Annotated in this window: 19 protein-coding genes; 3 read left to right on the forward strand and 16 right to left on the reverse strand. The window is 50.2% G+C overall.

Going from position 1 to position 15,450, the window contains the following annotated elements; translation table 11 throughout:
• Window positions 1–8: 8 nt before the first annotated feature.
• From EDC33_RS02260 to ccpN, 5 genes are all read right to left on the reverse strand, one after another.
• Window positions 9–389, reverse strand: coding sequence for a c-type cytochrome (locus tag EDC33_RS02260; RefSeq protein WP_124010046.1), 381 nt, complete (start codon window positions 387–389; stop codon window positions 9–11).
• 116 nt (window positions 390–505) lie between these two features.
• Window positions 506–1,615 carry an RNA polymerase sigma factor RpoD gene (gene rpoD / locus EDC33_RS02265; RefSeq protein ID WP_031545069.1) on the reverse strand — a complete coding sequence of 370 codons (1,110 nt, stop codon included), beginning with the start codon at window positions 1,613–1,615 and terminating at the stop codon, window positions 506–508.
• A 28-nt stretch (window positions 1,616–1,643) separates the two neighbouring features.
• Window positions 1,644–3,389, reverse strand: a complete 1,746-nt coding sequence (dnaG, locus tag EDC33_RS02270) for a DNA primase (protein WP_094905622.1) — start codon at window positions 3,387–3,389, stop codon at window positions 1,644–1,646.
• Window positions 3,390–3,394: 5 nt separating this feature from the next.
• Window positions 3,395–4,219, reverse strand: coding sequence for a pyruvate, water dikinase regulatory protein (locus EDC33_RS02275; protein ID WP_124010047.1), 825 nt, complete (start codon window positions 4,217–4,219; stop codon window positions 3,395–3,397).
• A 12-nt stretch (window positions 4,220–4,231) separates the two neighbouring features.
• Entirely contained in the window at window positions 4,232–4,849 is a 618-nt protein-coding gene (ccpN, locus tag EDC33_RS02280) for a transcriptional regulator CcpN (RefSeq protein ID WP_124010048.1), read from the reverse strand.
• A 306-nt stretch (window positions 4,850–5,155) separates the two neighbouring features.
• Here ccpN and EDC33_RS02285 point away from each other — a divergent pair, with 306 nt between their 5' ends.
• Window positions 5,156–6,532, forward strand: a complete 1,377-nt coding sequence (locus EDC33_RS02285) for a glycine--tRNA ligase (RefSeq protein WP_094905625.1) — start codon at window positions 5,156–5,158, stop codon at window positions 6,530–6,532.
• A gap of 36 nt (window positions 6,533–6,568) precedes the next feature.
• On the opposite strand, the gene recO is transcribed toward EDC33_RS02285, so the two are convergent.
• The 7 genes from recO to EDC33_RS02320 all read right to left on the reverse strand — a co-directional run bounded on the left by recO (window position 6,569) and on the right by EDC33_RS02320 (window position 10,863).
• Entirely contained in the window at window positions 6,569–7,312 is a 744-nt protein-coding gene (gene recO, locus EDC33_RS02290; protein ID WP_094905626.1) for a DNA repair protein RecO, read from the reverse strand.
• A gap of 8 nt (window positions 7,313–7,320) precedes the next feature.
• Window positions 7,321–8,226, reverse strand: coding sequence for a GTPase Era (gene era / locus EDC33_RS02295; RefSeq protein WP_040104623.1), 906 nt, complete (start codon window positions 8,224–8,226; stop codon window positions 7,321–7,323).
• The gene (cdd, locus tag EDC33_RS02300; RefSeq protein ID WP_040104622.1) at window positions 8,223–8,633 is read right to left on the reverse strand and encodes a cytidine deaminase; all 411 of its coding nucleotides are present in this window, start codon (window positions 8,631–8,633) and stop codon (window positions 8,223–8,225) included. The genes era and cdd overlap by 4 nt, the downstream gene beginning before the upstream one ends.
• Window positions 8,634–8,648: 15 nt before the next feature.
• Entirely contained in the window at window positions 8,649–8,993 is a 345-nt protein-coding gene (locus tag EDC33_RS02305) for a diacylglycerol kinase (protein WP_040104621.1), read from the reverse strand.
• A gap of 1 nt (window position 8,994) precedes the next feature.
• On the reverse strand, window positions 8,995–9,459 hold the full coding sequence (gene ybeY, locus EDC33_RS02310; RefSeq protein ID WP_371868305.1) for an rRNA maturation RNase YbeY: 465 nt from the start codon (window positions 9,457–9,459) through the stop codon (window positions 8,995–8,997).
• A gap of 5 nt (window positions 9,460–9,464) precedes the next feature.
• Window positions 9,465–10,409 carry a PhoH family protein gene (locus tag EDC33_RS02315; RefSeq protein WP_094905629.1) on the reverse strand — a complete coding sequence of 315 codons (945 nt, stop codon included), beginning with the start codon at window positions 10,407–10,409 and terminating at the stop codon, window positions 9,465–9,467.
• 109 nt (window positions 10,410–10,518) lie between these two features.
• Complete coding sequence (locus tag EDC33_RS02320) at window positions 10,519–10,863, reverse strand: hypothetical protein (RefSeq protein WP_094905630.1); 345 nt, start codon at window positions 10,861–10,863, stop codon at window positions 10,519–10,521.
• A 153-nt stretch (window positions 10,864–11,016) separates the two neighbouring features.
• Between EDC33_RS02320 and EDC33_RS02325 the strand changes: the two genes are divergently transcribed.
• Window positions 11,017–12,159, forward strand: coding sequence for a TIGR04053 family radical SAM/SPASM domain-containing protein (locus tag EDC33_RS02325; protein ID WP_371868304.1), 1,143 nt, complete (start codon window positions 11,017–11,019; stop codon window positions 12,157–12,159).
• 116 nt (window positions 12,160–12,275) lie between these two features.
• On the forward strand, window positions 12,276–13,184 hold the full coding sequence (locus EDC33_RS02330) for a VOC family protein (RefSeq protein ID WP_124010050.1): 909 nt from the start codon (window positions 12,276–12,278) through the stop codon (window positions 13,182–13,184).
• 59 nt (window positions 13,185–13,243) lie between these two features.
• Here the strand turns inward: EDC33_RS02330 and EDC33_RS02335 are convergent, their stop codons facing one another.
• The 4 genes from EDC33_RS02335 to EDC33_RS02350 all read right to left on the reverse strand — a co-directional run bounded on the left by EDC33_RS02335 (window position 13,244) and on the right by EDC33_RS02350 (window position 15,312).
• A complete protein-coding gene (locus EDC33_RS02335) occupies window positions 13,244–13,588 on the reverse strand; it encodes a carboxymuconolactone decarboxylase family protein (protein ID WP_094905632.1) in 345 nt (114 codons plus the stop codon).
• A 66-nt stretch (window positions 13,589–13,654) separates the two neighbouring features.
• Window positions 13,655–14,047 (reverse strand): cytidine deaminase family protein, encoded by a 393-nt coding sequence (locus tag EDC33_RS02340; protein ID WP_229716652.1) that lies wholly within the window; start codon window positions 14,045–14,047, stop codon window positions 13,655–13,657.
• Window positions 14,048–14,129: 82 nt separating this feature from the next.
• On the reverse strand, window positions 14,130–14,858 hold the full coding sequence (locus EDC33_RS02345; RefSeq protein ID WP_170156341.1) for a YwiC-like family protein: 729 nt from the start codon (window positions 14,856–14,858) through the stop codon (window positions 14,130–14,132).
• Window positions 14,859–14,997: 139 nt separating this feature from the next.
• A complete protein-coding gene (locus tag EDC33_RS02350) occupies window positions 14,998–15,312 on the reverse strand; it encodes a TIGR04104 family putative zinc finger protein (protein ID WP_124010052.1) in 315 nt (104 codons plus the stop codon).
• Window positions 15,313–15,450 lie beyond the last annotated feature (138 nt).

A 15,450-nucleotide genomic window follows, 5' to 3' on the forward strand; every position in this document is an offset into this window, starting at 1 on the left:
ATCAAAAGTTATTGTTCTGAGAAGAACTGATACAGTGTAGACAGGTCTTCATCTGCGATCTGATCCTGACTGAATGCAGGCATGGATCCGCGACCTTCCCTTACTGTAGTAGTGAAGTCTTCTTCAGCAAGGCTGGTGCCCGCCAGTGCAGGTCCCATACCGCCTGAGAAGTCCTGTCCATGACAGGATGCACAGTTGTCACGTGCAAAACCTTCAGCGTCAAAGTCTCCTGATGAAGCCTCTTCGCCTCCGCCTTCTCCACCTTCTTCGCTGGCAGTCTCTTCTCCGCCGCCTTCTTCTTCATTGGCGCCTTGAGAAGAAAGCAGGAATACAAGCCCGATGCCTAGGAAGATGATAAGTATAAAAGGCACAATCGGATTACGATTCATAAAACAACCTCCCTAATCTCTTTGCAGAAACATATTCACATTTATAATTGTATATTAAATATGAATAAAGTCAAAAGATTTTTCAGATAAAAATTTACACTGGGCAGGCTGCCTCATCAATCCATGAAGTCTTTGAGGCGCTTGCTTCTGCTTGGATGCCTCAGCTTCCTGAGGGCTTTGGCTTCAATCTGCCTGATGCGCTCACGGGTCACACCAAAAACTTTGCCCACTTCCTCCAGCGTCCTTGTCCTGCCGTCATCCAGGCCGAAACGGAGTCTGAGTACATTTTCTTCCCTGTCTGTGAGGGTATCGAGTACATCCTCGAGCTGTTCCTTCAGAAGTTCATAGGCAGCATGATCGGATGGGCTCTGCGCTTCCTGGTCTTCGATGAAGTCCCCAAGGTGGCTGTCGTCCTCTTCCCCGATCGGTGTTTCAAGGGAGACGGGCTCCTGTGCAATCTTGAGGATTTCCCTGACCTTCTCAGCAGGCAGATCCATTTCCTCCCCGATTTCTTCCGGTGTCGGTTCGCGACCCAGATCCTGGAGCAGCTGACGCTGGACACGGATCAGCTTGTTGATCGTTTCCACCATGTGGACTGGGATACGGATGGTCCGCGCCTGGTCGGCGATGGCACGTGTGATGGCCTGTCTGATCCACCATGTAGCATAGGTGGAGAACTTGAAGCCTTTGGAGAAGTCGAACTTTTCGACGGCTTTGATCAGGCCCATGTTCCCTTCCTGGATCAGGTCGAGGAAGAGCATGCCGCGTCCGACATACCTTTTGGCGATGCTGACGACGAGGCGGAGGTTGGCCTCAGCCAGGCGGCTTTTTGCGACCTCATCACCCTGCTCGATCTTCTTGGCGAGCTCTATCTCTTCCTGGGCACTGAGCAGGTCCACCCGGCCGATTTCCTTGAGGTACATCCTTACCGGGTCGTTTATCTTCACTCCAGGTGGTGCGCTCATATCATGAAGATTGAGTTTTTCATCGGAGTCTGTGGTATCCTTTTCATTTATGAGCTGGATGTCATTCTCATTTATTTCATCGAAAAATTCATCCATGGCATCTGCGTCGAGTTCGAAGCTGGACAGTTTATCAGCAATCTCTTCATGAGACAGATGACCCTGTGTCTTCCCCTTCTCCACCAGATGATTTTTGACTTGCTCTACAGATGTGAACAGTTCGACATCTTTCAGTTCGGTCGTCTTTACGTTTTTGTCTGCCATTTAAAGCCCTCCTATTCAGACTTCACACTCACCTTTTATAGCGACTGTTAATCTCATTCAACTGCTGTGCCAATTTGATCTGGAGTTCGATGTCATTGCTGTTTTCTGCTTCCTGCAGCTGCTGGTACAGCGACTGTTTTTCTTTCTCACTATTCCTAATACCACTTAAGTCTTCTATATAATCATTTACTTCTTCGGTCGTGATATCTTCATTTATGAGCAGTTCTTCCACTTCTACAGCAGTGCTGAAGTATTCTCCTTCAATGTATTGGCTGAATGATGATAATTCAAATTCATCATGTTTGTCAAAATATGCGCACAACCCTTTAAATATAACATAATAACGGGGTGCGGTTAATACTTCTTCACTTATCCTGTCCTGGAAATTTAAAAACAGGTCCCGATCCTTCATCAGGGCGCGCAGGAGATAGCGCTCCTTCCGCTCCCTGAGGGGCAGCTGCCTCGGCCTGGCCACTGTGCCTGAAGAAGGAGCTGCGGCCTGATTGGGAACATTCTGTTCTATCGATTTGCGGTCCACCTTGTAGAGTCCGCTGATATGCTGGATCAGCCGCTCCCTGATGACCTGGTCCTTGACATGCCTGAGGTGGTCGGTAAGCATCTTCAGGTTGTTGGAAAAGGCCATGTCATTGTTCATGCTCTCTTCAAGCAGGTGTTCGGCCTTGAAGTGGATATAATGGCGCTTTTCGTTCTTGACCAGGTCCCGGAAGGTTTCCGCTCCGTATTTTTCTATATATTCATCGGGGTCCATGCCTTTTGGCATGGAGATGATGAAGACATTGAGTCCCCCTTCAAGGAGGTCCGCACCAAGCGAGAGCTGGGCAGCCTGTCCAGCCTGGTCCCCATCGAACATGAGGGTGACATTGGAGGCCAGGCGGTTCAGCATCTGGATATGCTGTTCGCTCAGGGCTGTTCCCATCAACCCTATCACATTGTTCACCTCGGTCATCTTCACTTTGATGATGTCGAGGTGGCCTTCCATCAGGATGACTTCATCCTGCTTGCGGATATCCTTGCGGGCATCACTCAGATTATAGAGGAGGCGCCGTTTCTGGAATATGGAAGTCTCCGGTGTATTCAGGTACTTCGGCTCCCGTCCGTCCATGCTTCTGGCAGTATAGCCGACGATATAGCCCTGGTGGTTCCGGATCGGAATCATGATCCGTCCGCTGAACCGGTCATAATAGGAGAAATTCTCTTCATTACGGGAGATGACCCCCGCCTGGAATGCAAGCTCGAGGCTGAACCCCTTATCGGAGAGTGCATTTTTGGTGAAGTCGCGCATATCCGGTGCGATGCCGATCTTCTCCCTGCGTATGATATCCCCGGAAAACCCCCTGTCCTCGAGATACTTGAGGGCACCCTCGCCCTCTTTCGTATGCATAAGGATATGATGGTAGAGATCGGTCATATACTCATGGATCCTGATGAGCTGCATTTCACTGTCGTTGGCGACCTGCTCGGAGGCCGCGATCTCGATACCGAGCGGTTTCCCGAGTTTGCGGACAGCCTCTGTAAAAGATACGTTCTCAACTTCCATGTAGAACTGCAGGACATTGCCGCCCTTCTTGCACCCGAAACAGTGGCATATCTGCTTATCCGGACTGACGGTGAAAGAAGGCGTCTTTTCATTGTGGAATGGACAGAGACCGACATAGTTCCGTCCCCTCTTTTCCAATTTTATATAACTGGAAACAAGGTCAGTGATGTCGGTCCCCTGTTTAACTGCTTCTACTGTTTCATCTGGTATTCTCACTCACATCATCCTTTGATGTCGGGTCTGCCTTCGACATAATCCAAAATTTCGTTTGCGGTTTCCTCGATTGCCTTCTCAGAGACATCGATGACCGGACAGCCGATCTTACCGATCACTTCGTTGAAGTAGTCCAGCTCCTCCTGTATCCTCTGGTCGTTGGCATAGCTCGCCGTATCCTTGAGGCCGAGCTGTGCGAGCCGTTCCTTCCTTATCTTGTTCAATGAGGTCGGGTTGATCTTCAGGCCGACGCATTTATGCGGATCCACATTATAGAGTTCCTTCGGCGGTGTGACCTCGGGTACCATCGGTACGTTCATCACTTTGTATTTCTTATGGGCAAGGTACTGCGACAGCGGGGTCTTGGACGTCCTTGACACGCCGATCAGCACGATATCCGCCTTGTCGAGGCCGCTTGCATCCTTGCCATCATCATACTTCACTGCAAACTCGATGGCCTCGATCTTCTTGAAATAATCCTCATCGAGACGGTGGACACGGCCCGGCTCATAGTACGGGGCCTCTTCGGCCTTGCCTTCCAATATGCTCATCAGCGGTCCCATGATATCCACCGATGCGATATTCTCGGTCTGCAGTTCCTGCTTTATATACTTCCTGAGCTCGGGGGTGATGATCGTGAATACGACGATGGCATTCTTGCTTTTGGCAAGGTCGATGACATCATCCACGTTCTCCTCCGATTCAATATATGGATAGCGGATCAGTACTTCATCGGATTCATCAACATTGAACTGGGACAGGCATGCCTTGGCCACCAGTTCACCCGTCTCTCCGACGGAATCCGAAGCAACGATCACTTTAATCTTAGACATTCAAACACTTCCTTATTCCATGAGATTAACAAATACTCTTGTAATGGTGGTCTTGGTGATCCTTCCGATCACCTGGTCGATGCCATCCCGCTCCTCGACGACAGGCAGGGAATCGATCTGCTTTTCGATCAGCTGGTTTGCCGCATAGATCAGAAGGTCATTCGGATAGCATATGGTGATGTTCGGCTTCCTGGTCATGATGACGCTCACCGGTGTCTTCTCAATATCATTGCCGCCCATTGTCCCCCTGAGCAGGTCCTTCCTGGAAATGACACCTGCCAATGCCTTGTCGTTGTCGATGGCATACAGGGTGCCGACATCCTCAAGGAACATTTTGACGACCGCCTCGTAGATTGAGGTGTCCTCCTTGATCAGAATGGGTACGCTCTGGACTTCGCTGACAAGTATGTTCCTGATTTTGGAAGTCATCACTTCCTCGGACTCCTTGCCGGTATAGAAGTAGCCGACCCGGGGCCTTGCATCCAGATATCCCGACATGGTCAGTATTGCCAGGTCGGGTCTGAGCGTCGCCCGGGTCAGCGACAGCTGTTCTGCAATCTTGCTGCCGGTGATCGGCCCGTGCTGCTTTACTATTTTAAGTATCTTTTCCTGTCTCTGATTCAGTTCCATGCCCTCACTCCCAACATACCCAATTATAATACATTCGGTGGAATAAAGAAATATACACAAAAGATTGCACAATAATCGAACTGTGGCTATAATGGAATTGAAGCGAGTTAAGGATGGTGTGAGCTTAACAATGAATTGGCATATCATAATGAAGATAAAAGTGGATATAAAAGCGGAGTGTCTACACTAATTGGGGTGGAACCGCGGGCTATGCTCGTCCCCGGATAACATTGATGTTATCCGGGGGCGTTTATTATTATCCGCCATCTTTAACTCTGATTATTCAAATGTAAGGAGTCGAATCAAATGGAAATGGAAACGATTGTGAATCTGGCAAAAACGAGAGGTTTTGTATTCCCAGGCAGTGAGATATACGGCGGCCTGGCGAACACATGGGACTACGGCCCCCTCGGCGTCGAGCTCAAAAACAACATCAAGCAGGCATGGTGGAAGAAATTCATCCAGGAGTCCCCATACAATGTCGGGCTGGATGCAGCAATACTGATGAACCCGAAGACATGGGAAGCATCCGGCCACCTCGGCAACTTCAACGATCCGATGATCGACTGCAAGGAATGCAAGTCCCGCCACCGTGCGGACAAGCTGATTGAAGATGTCATCCAGAAGGAGGACGATTCCTTTGTTGCAGACGGACTGAGCTTCGATGAGATGAAGCACATCATCGAGGAGCGCGATATCCGTTGCCCGAACTGTGGTGCACACAACTACACGGAAATCAGACAGTTCAACCTGATGTTCAAGACATTCCAGGGTGTCACTGAATCCTCAACCAATGAAATCTTCCTGAGGCCGGAAACGGCACAGGGCATATTCGTCAACTACAAGAATGCACAGCGCACGATGCGCAAGAAGCTGCCTTTTGGCATCGGCCAGGTGGGCAAGTCTTTCCGTAATGAAATCACACCAGGGAACTTCACATTCAGAACACGTGAATTCGACCAGATGGAACTCGAATTCTTCTGCAAACCGGGCACAGAAATCGAATGGCAGAACTACTGGAAGGATTTCGCCGTCAAATGGCTCAAGGACCTGAACATGAGCGAGGCAAAAACGAGACTCAGGGATCATGACGACGACGAGCTGAGCCACTACTCCAATGCGACAACGGACATCGAATACAAATTCCCGTTCGGCTGGGGCGAACTGTGGGGCATCGCGAGCCGTACCGACTTCGACCTGCGCCAGCATATGGAGCATTCGAATGAGGACTTCACATACCATGACCAGGAGACAGGCGAAAAGTTCATTCCCTACTGTATCGAACCTTCCCTCGGCCTTGACCGCGTCACGCTTGCCTTCCTGTGTGATGCCTATGAAGAAGAGGAACTCGATAATGGCGAAAAGCGTACAGTACTCAGATTCCACCCGCAGCTTGCACCATTCAAGGCAGCAGTGCTGCCGCTGTCCAAGAAGCTGAGCGGTGATGCAATCAAGGTATTCGAGAAGATTGCTGGAGACTTCAATGTCGAGTTCGACGAGTCCCAATCCATCGGCAAACGCTACAGACGACAGGATGAAATCGGCACACCATACTGCATCACCTTCGACTTCGATTCACTTGAAGACAACAAGGTGACTGTCAGGGACCGCGACACGATGGAACAGACACGTGTGGCAATCGATGAGCTGAATGATTTCCTCAAGGAAAAATTCAAATATTAGACAGCAAAAACGGCAAAGTCGAGGCTTTGCCGTTTTTTATAATGTCTTCAGCAGGCGCCTCGACTTGAAATAGACGCCAGTATATTCATCATATATCATCTCGACGAATGCGAGCAGTAGACCTGCGTTCTCTTTCGAAATGCGGATCGAGTCCACCTGATCGATTGGTGTATGCTTCATATATCCGGCCAGGTAGAGCACCCTGTTGCTGACGGGGACGGCACGATGGGCCGTCTCCTCATCGATGCAGCGTGCACAGAGCACACTGTGATGGCTGAAGGAGTAATGGGAGAACAGCGACCTGTCGGTAGTGCCGCATACTGCACATGCATCGACATTCATCTGCCCGCCGTAGTACGGCAGCATCTTGATCGCTGTGAAGGACACGACTGCAGCCGGTGCACTCTCTGCTTCGAGCAGCGAAAGGGACTTGATCATGAGGCGGTAGAAGGTCTCCTGCGCCATGTCCTCTTCCAACGCCCGCGTGATGAGTTCCATGACATAGGAGGCATAGGTGTAGACGATGAAATCACCATTGACCCGCTTGAATGGCTGGATGACATCGACTTCATTCAGTGTGCCCATCCCCTTGAAACGGTTGTAGGTGAAAAGCGCCTCCTTGAGTCCCTGCTTCAGGACGATGAAGGGGCTTTTCGTCTTGTTGAACCCTCTTGCCATCAACGGCACCTGCGTCCCATCCTCCGTCAATATGGTAATGATCCGGCTGGACTCACTGTAGTTGGTCTGCCGGATCATTACACCTTTATGCTGATATATCATCCGTGACCCTAATACTCCTCGTCCCGGTAACCGAGTGAACGGATGAATTGCGACTTGTTGCGCCAGTCCTTCTGGACCTTCACCCAAAGTTCGAGGTAGACCCGGCTGCCGAGAAGGTTTTCTATATCAATGCGGGCCATCTTGCCGATTTCCTTGAGCATCTTGCCGTTCTTACCGATGACCATCCCTTTTTGGGAATCACGTTCGACATAGATGACTGCCGAAACATTGACCGTCCCCCGGTCATCGGCCTTCATGCGTTCGACTTCCACCCCGATCGCATGCGGAATCTCCTGGCTGGTCAGATGAAGCGCCTTCTCACGGATGAGCTCACCTACAATGAAGTGTTCCGGGTGGTCTGTGATCCGATCCTCCGGATAATACATCGGGCCTTCCGGAAGATAGCCTTCGATGACCTCGAGCAGACGGTCCACATTATTGCCCTGGAGCGCTGATATCGGCACTACATCGGCAAAAGGAAGTTTGTCCTTGTACACCTCTATCTGTTCGATGAGTTTGTCCGGATGGACAAGATCGATCTTGTTCAGCACAAGGATGATCGGGGTCTCCGTATGCTTGAGCATATCGATGATGTATTCATCCCCCCGGCCGAGCTCTTCCGCCACATTCACGAGGAAGAGTATGGCTTCCGTTTCTCTCAGCGTGTTCCGTGCCACTTTCATCATATGTTCCCCAAGCTGATGCTTCGGCTTGTGGATGCCGGGCGTATCTATGAAGATCATCTGACTCGTCTCAGTCGTATGGACACCCTGTATCTTGTTCCTTGTCGTCTGGGGCTTGTCGGACATGATGGCCACCTTCTGCCCGAGGACTTTATTCATGAAAGTGGATTTGCCGACGTTCGGCCGTCCGATGATGCTTATGAATCCCGATTTGAATTCGTTTTCTGTCATAGTTCCATATCCTTCCCAGAAAAGCCGAGCGGCAGCAGATCATCCACGGAGCGTTTGATGACTTTACCGGCCGCATTCGCCAAGTATACAGGCATATCATCGTCACAGAGTTCCTTCATGACCTGGCGGCAAGTACCGCAGGGGCTTGAAGGCTCTTCAGAATCCGTAATGACCACAATCGCCTTGAATTTCTTGATATCATTGGAATAGGCGCTTACCAGTGCACTGCGCTCTGCGCATATCGTTGCCGGATAGGCGGCGTTTTCTATATTCGCCCCATAGATGTACTGGTCATCTTCAGTGATGAGCAGTGCACCCACATTAAATTTTGAATATGGTGTATAGGCGCGGCTCTGCGCCACCTTCGCCTCTTCCAGCCATTCTTCCTTGAATATTCCATCATTCATAAAAACATCTCCTCATTAAATCAGGTAGGGTATAAATACAATCAGACCGATGACGACGGCATATACTGCAGACAGCAGCACCCCGGCCGCCCCTGCATCCTTGGCGGCCTTGGCCATCGGATGGATGGTGTCGGTGGACAGATCTACTGCAGCTTCGACTGCTGTGTTGAATGCCTCAGCAATAAGCACAAGGAACACCGCACTGACGATGAACAGCCAGCCGGTGCGGTCAAGTCCCACAATCATCCCGAGGATGACCGCCAGACCTCCAAACACGAGGTGTACGATGAAATGCGTATCCTTCTGCATCAGCCACCGGAGACCCATGAAAGCATATTTGAACCTGTTGTAGAGCCTCATATCAATCTTCCCGGGTTACACCGAAGGCATCGAGTATTTCGTCCTGGAGCCGGTTCATCTCCTTCTCCTCATCCGCTTCCATGTGATCGTAGCCGAGCAGGTGGAGGAAGCCATGGAGCGTAAGGAACATCAATTCCCTCTTATAGCTGTGGCCATATTCCTCAGCCTGGGACTTCGCACGATCCGTGCAGATGATGATGTCACCGAGCATCCGCGGGGCATCTTCATGGATGACATTGTCATCCTCATCCTCCATTGCGAAGCTGATCACATCCGTGACGGCGTCCTTTTCCCGATAGTTCCGGTTGATCTCCTGTATTTCCTCTTCATCGACAAAGGAGACGCTGATCTCCGCGTCATCCGTTTCATTCAGATGCCCATAGGCGAAACTGATCAGCGACTCGATTTCCCCCCTCTGGCTTTCATCCGTAAAACTGCCGTCATCCATGAAATCTATAGCTATCAAGCGGATCACTCCTTCTCATATGCTTTGATGATTTTTGATACAAGTGGATGGCGTACGACATCCGATTCATCCATCTTATTCACTGCGATTCCCCTGACATCGGAAAGCAGCCTGACGGATTCGACAAGACCGCTCTTCGTGGATCCCGGGAGATCGATCTGCGTCTCGTCGCCGGTGACGACCATCTTCGATCCGAATCCGAGCCGTGTGAGGAACATCTTCATCTGCATTTCTGTAGTATTCTGTGCTTCATCCAGAATTACAAATGCCTCATTCAAAGTCCGGCCACGCATGTAGGCAAGCGGCGCCACCTCTATGACACCGCGTTCTATGAGGCGGTCCGTCTGCTCTGCGCCGAGTACCGTGTGGAGGCCATCATAGAGCGGCCGAAGATAGGGATCCACCTTTTCCTTGAGGTCGCCCGGCAGGAAGCCCAGGTTCTCCCCTGCTTCCACCGCTGGACGTGTCAGAACGATCCGTTTCACACTATTTTCACGGAGCATCTGGCAAGCCAGTACGACAGCGAGGAATGTCTTGCCTGTACCTGCAGGGCCGATGCCGAATGTCAGGTCATGGCGTTTGATGTTTTCTATATACAGGCGCTGCCCGGTCGTCTTCGCACGGATGCTCTTCCCTTTTACATCACGGGCGATCTCTTCATTATAGAGATCCGCAAGGTATTCGATCGTACCCTTGCGTGCCATCATCGCTGCAGACTGGACGTCCCTGAGATTGATGGACATCCCCCGCTGGATGATTTTAAGCAGGTTGATCAGTACATCTTCCGTCAATTCGACGTTTTGATCATCAGCACCATCAACGGTGATTTCATTGCCGAGGGTGTGGATCGTCACATCGAACTCCTCTTCCAGAAAAGTAATATGCTGATCATTTGCACCTATAAGTGCCTGAGCCTCGTCCAGGCTGTCTATATTTATAATATTAGGCATGCGTAAACCCCTTTTTCAGAAAGTCTCTTTCCCCTTAAATTTACCACTAAGCCACCGCTACTGCAATGAATTAGTGCAGGTAGGGATGGTTCCAGAAAGTCCCGGAAGATCATTTCATCACCAGTACGTCCAGTTCAGAAATGATATTATTCGCAGCACTTCTGAAAGACAGGAAGGCTCCTGCTTCCACCTGTTTCCGATCAGCAAAGTCTATGGTCAGGTGCATCCCCGCCTCCTTCCCATGCGTAATCACCCGATGGACTTTGACTTCCTTTACACCTTCCGGAAGCGATGGTAGGCGGACCTTGTCCGTATCCAACCGTTCCTCGAGTTCAGCATGGTCCCCTTCAATAAAGGCAGCCAGTGCATCAATCAACAGGCGTTTTTTCGGTGCATTGCCGCAGTCCTTTGGAAAAAGTATGTGTACACCCTTCCCTGTAATGATGGTTTCCATTGAGATCCCCTCCTTCCAATACCTTTTACCCGCCCCGCAAGTTATTACAATATGATGAACAAGGATTTACATTGTTAATTTTGTCACAAAATATCAATTGTTTTCTGATCACTTTGATTTATATTGGAAGTAACAGGTAAAGGAGCGATGGTAATGAAACCAGAAATCAGAATTCCGGACTTCAACGAAGTCCCTTTCATAGTCATTTGGGAATTGACGCGCGCATGTGAACTGCATTGCCTGCACTGCAGGGCTGAAGCACAGGTTGAACGCAATCCCTACGAACTGTCCACTGAAGAAGGCAAGCGGCTTATAGACGATATCGCCGCAATGGAGTACCCGATGCTCGTATTCACCGGCGGAGATCCGCTGATGCGGACGGATGTATTCGAACTTGCAGAATATGCCGTGGAAAAAGGTGTCAGGGTTTCGATGACGCCGAGCGCCACACCGAATGTCACGAAGGAAGCGATGCAGAAGGCGAAGGATGTCGGACTGAGCCGATGGGCATTCAGCCTGGACGGCCATAACAAGCAGGTCCATGACCATTTCAGAGGGACTGAAGGAAGCTTCGACTTGACGATGAAAGCCATCAGCTATCTGAACGAACTTGGTATGCCGCTTCAGATCAATACGGTGATTTCAAACTATAACATCGAATACCTTGAAGAAATGAGGGAGATGGTCGAATCCCTCAACTGCGTGCTGTGGAGCGTGTTCTTCCTCGTACCGACAGGACGTGGGAAGAACGAGGATATGATCACCCCCGCCCAGCATGAGCAGGTATTCAGATGGCTGAATAAGATCAAGGACGAAGTCCCTTTCGACATCAAGACGACAGCCGCCCAGCACTACCGCCGGGTGGTCATACAGGATCAGATGCGTAAGAATAAGGATCCCGATGCGCAGATCCGCTACATGGATGCCCTCAGCGAAGGCAAAACAGGTACGATCGATGGCCTTGGACGCGCACCGAAAGGCGTCAACGACGGCAATGGATTCGTCTTCATTTCGCACATCGGCCATGTCTATCCAAGTGGATTGCTGCCGGTCAACTGCGGCAACGTGCGCGTCGACAAGCTGTCCGACATATACAGGAACTCGCCGATACTCAAAAGCCTCAGGAACCCTGACCTTTATAAGGGCAAATGCGGCGTCTGCGAATTCAGGCATGTCTGCGGCGGCTCCCGCTCAAGGGCCTATGCCGCCACTGGAGATTACCTTGAGAGCGAGCCTTACTGTGTATATATACCGAAAGCCTACCGAAAAAAGAAAAAGAAGGTCACGGAGAACTGACCGGGTGACATCAACGACTTGAAAGGGAACGCTATAGCGTGCCCTTTCTGTGTGTATCAGTGTATTTTTACTCTTTAATACTGTTATAATGGCTATAAGAAATAGGAGGGATATCCATGGAAAACCAACTTATCGTCCCCCACCTATGGTTTGACACGGAAGCAGAAGACGCAGTCGAATTCTACATGTCCATATTCCCGGAATCAAAGCTTACCGACCGTACGACATTGCACGATACGCCGTCCGGTGATGCACAGCAGCTTTCTTTTGAACTCTATGGCTATAAATTCATGGTCATCAACGCGGGCCCCTACTTCACGTTCAACCCATCCATCTCTTTCTTCATCAATTTCGACCCCTTAAAAGATGAGGAGGCAGAGCGGAATCTGGAGAAGACCTGGAACGCTTTGATTGACGGTGGCACTGCACTGATGCCGCTCGATGAATACCCCTTCAGCAAGAAATACGGCTGGGTCGAGGACAAGTTTGGAGTCTCATGGCAGCTCATACTTGGAGGTCCCGAGACGGGCGATTGGCCGAATATCGTCCCTTCCCTGATGTTCATCGATCAGAATCTCAGGAAATGCGAAGACGCCTTGGAATTCTATCTTTCAGTCTTCGAAAACTCCCGCATGGGGGAAATCGCCAGATTTCCGGAGGATACGCCTCCTCACCTGCCCGGCTCCGTAATGTACTCCGATTTCATGATCGAAGGCCAGTGGTTCTCCGCAATGGACAGTGCCGGCCCGCATGAATTCAACTTCAATGAAGCGATCTCCCTTATGGTGCTATGTGAGGACCAGAAGGCGGTCGACTACTACTGGAACGCGTTATCCGCAGAGCCGGAAGCGGAACAGTGCGGCTGGCTCAAGGACAAATTCGGTGTATCATGGCAGATCATCCCGAAGGAAATGAATAAGATGATTTCGAATGGCTCACCGGAACAGTTACGGAAAGTCACTCAGGCTTTCCTCGAGATGAAGAAGATCGACCTTGAAGCACTGAAACAGGCGTATGAAAGTTGACACAGGAAAGGGACCAGATGGATAGCAATCCATCTGGTCCCTTTTTTCTGCCTGGCTGCTCAATCCTCTTCTGTAGCATCGTCATATGCCTGGAGGGCCTTGCCGCCATATACACTGCCGGGACCGCCGCCCATGACGATGGCCACCCCTGCAATTTCAGCAACCTCTTCACGCGTTGCACCGAGCTTGATCAGCTTGTTCACATGATTGCCGATGCATCCTTCACACTTGTCTGCGATTGCGTAGGCCAGTGCGGCAAACTCCTTCGTCTTCTTATCCAGTGCACCGGATTTATAGGCCGCATCCTGAAGATCTTTAAAACTCTTCATCGTATCCGGGATGGTTTTCTGGAGCCGTTTCGTGTTGCCCTGGGCAACGGTGTTGATTTCATTGAAATGTGTCATATCCTATCACCTTTCCAACATTAAGTATGCTTCATATATTACTACAGCCTGCTGCGGAATGTCTGCCTAAACATCCGGATGAAGATATTTTTCATCCCATCTCTCAGGCAGCAGTTCCTCCAGACGGACAGTCCTGCCTGAGAGTCCGATTTCACACCCGTAGTTGTCCTCACCGACCTGGTTGATCAGCTCCCGGCACCTGCCACAGGGAGGAAGGATGCTGCCATCCTCATGTACAGCTATGATTCTCGCGACATCATATTCACCGGCAGTCACCATTGCAGCAATCGCAGAATGCTCTGCACAGAAGCCGATGGAAGATGGCAGATCGAGCGCGACACCTGTATATATATTGCCTTCTGCAGTCATAAGCGCTGCTGCAACGTGTCCCATTTTCCCTTCCCTGCTCGTCGTTCTGGTGTTCAGCCTCTCTCTGGCAATCCCATAAAGGTCATCCACATTAATAGCCCCCTCTTCACAATCCCTCTGACCCCATTATATCAAAGAAGCATGGGGACCTTCCGGTCCCCATGCTTATGCATCACATGAAATTGGTGATGTGTACGGATACGAGTGTGGTCATCCATACTGCATGCACAATCTCCAGAATGCCGATCTGCTTCATCTTCCAGCCCCGGCCGTATAGTGCCACGGCCCGTACCAGGCTGAGCAGGAAGGCGAGTGCCAATATCCAGTGTGCGCTGAGCATGATGATGAACACAATTCCATGATAGGCATACGACGCAATCCTGTACTTCGGATTCTTCTTCTCCCGGATCATCGTCTTGACAAAAAGGGCTGTGCTCGTAAAGAACAGTATGCTGATGATGCTGACGAATATCACCGGCCACGACAGCACATGCAGATTGAGGAACGCGATGCCGCCTCCTGCGAGCGCAAAGATTGTGATGGCGGATATGTCATTGAAGATGTTGCGTTCATTCCTGATCGACGCAAAGTATACGTTCACTGCACCGAAAGGCAGCATCATGAGGAAAAAGAAGAATATGCGGTAGTCGACCATCAATGGATAGATGAACAGGGCTGCTGAAAGGACAAAGAATAAAGCCGCCGCCTTCAGGTAGCCATACTCCCCCTTTCGCCTTTTCTTTATGAAGAACAGTACATGGTCCGCCATGAAGAAGATCATTAGCCAGCCTGCCATGTAGAAAAGCTGTGCCGGATGGAACCCTCCGGCCACCATACCGATAACCAATGGCATGAACACCATCGCCCATGCCCCATGCTGATTCTGTTTTTTGAATTTCATCGTCTCACCTCTTGCCCCCATTATATTACGGGGCAATATCGCGGAGAGGATCAGAAAATAACATTTTTGTGAATAAATAAACAAGGGCTGCCTGAATCAGGCAGCCCTTCATTGAAAATCGTTTTCTCTAACTTATATATTACTCATACAGTCTCTGCCGCCATGTTTCCTGCTCATCCGCCAGCTCGATGGTGGCCAGATGGATGACGGCGATTGCGGTAAAAGCTGCAACGAACACTATTGCCATTGCGACGACGGGAATGTTGAAGAAAGCCGGAATCAGCATCAGCAAAGGGATGAGCAGCGTCACGAGCATACTGCGTTCCCTATATTCCCTGGACAGGTACTGTACTTCCCCGCACGATGGACATGGCATTCCCGGGGTGGATGTTGTATATCGCTTGAGTGTTGCCCTTACGTTCCAATTATCTCCACAATTTCTACAACGTGTCAAAATACCTCTCCTTTTTATTCAGATGCATGGATTCCAATCCTTTGGACAAGTTTCCATATAATGCTCTGTCATGAGGTGTTTCATCAGTTTTTGTCGTTCATTCAAACTATGAAAGGTATTATGCCACATGATACTTCA

Origin of the sequence: Salinicoccus roseus, from assembly GCF_003814515.1 — a bacterium.
Taxonomy (GTDB): Bacteria; Bacillota; Bacilli; order Staphylococcales; family Salinicoccaceae; genus Salinicoccus; species Salinicoccus roseus.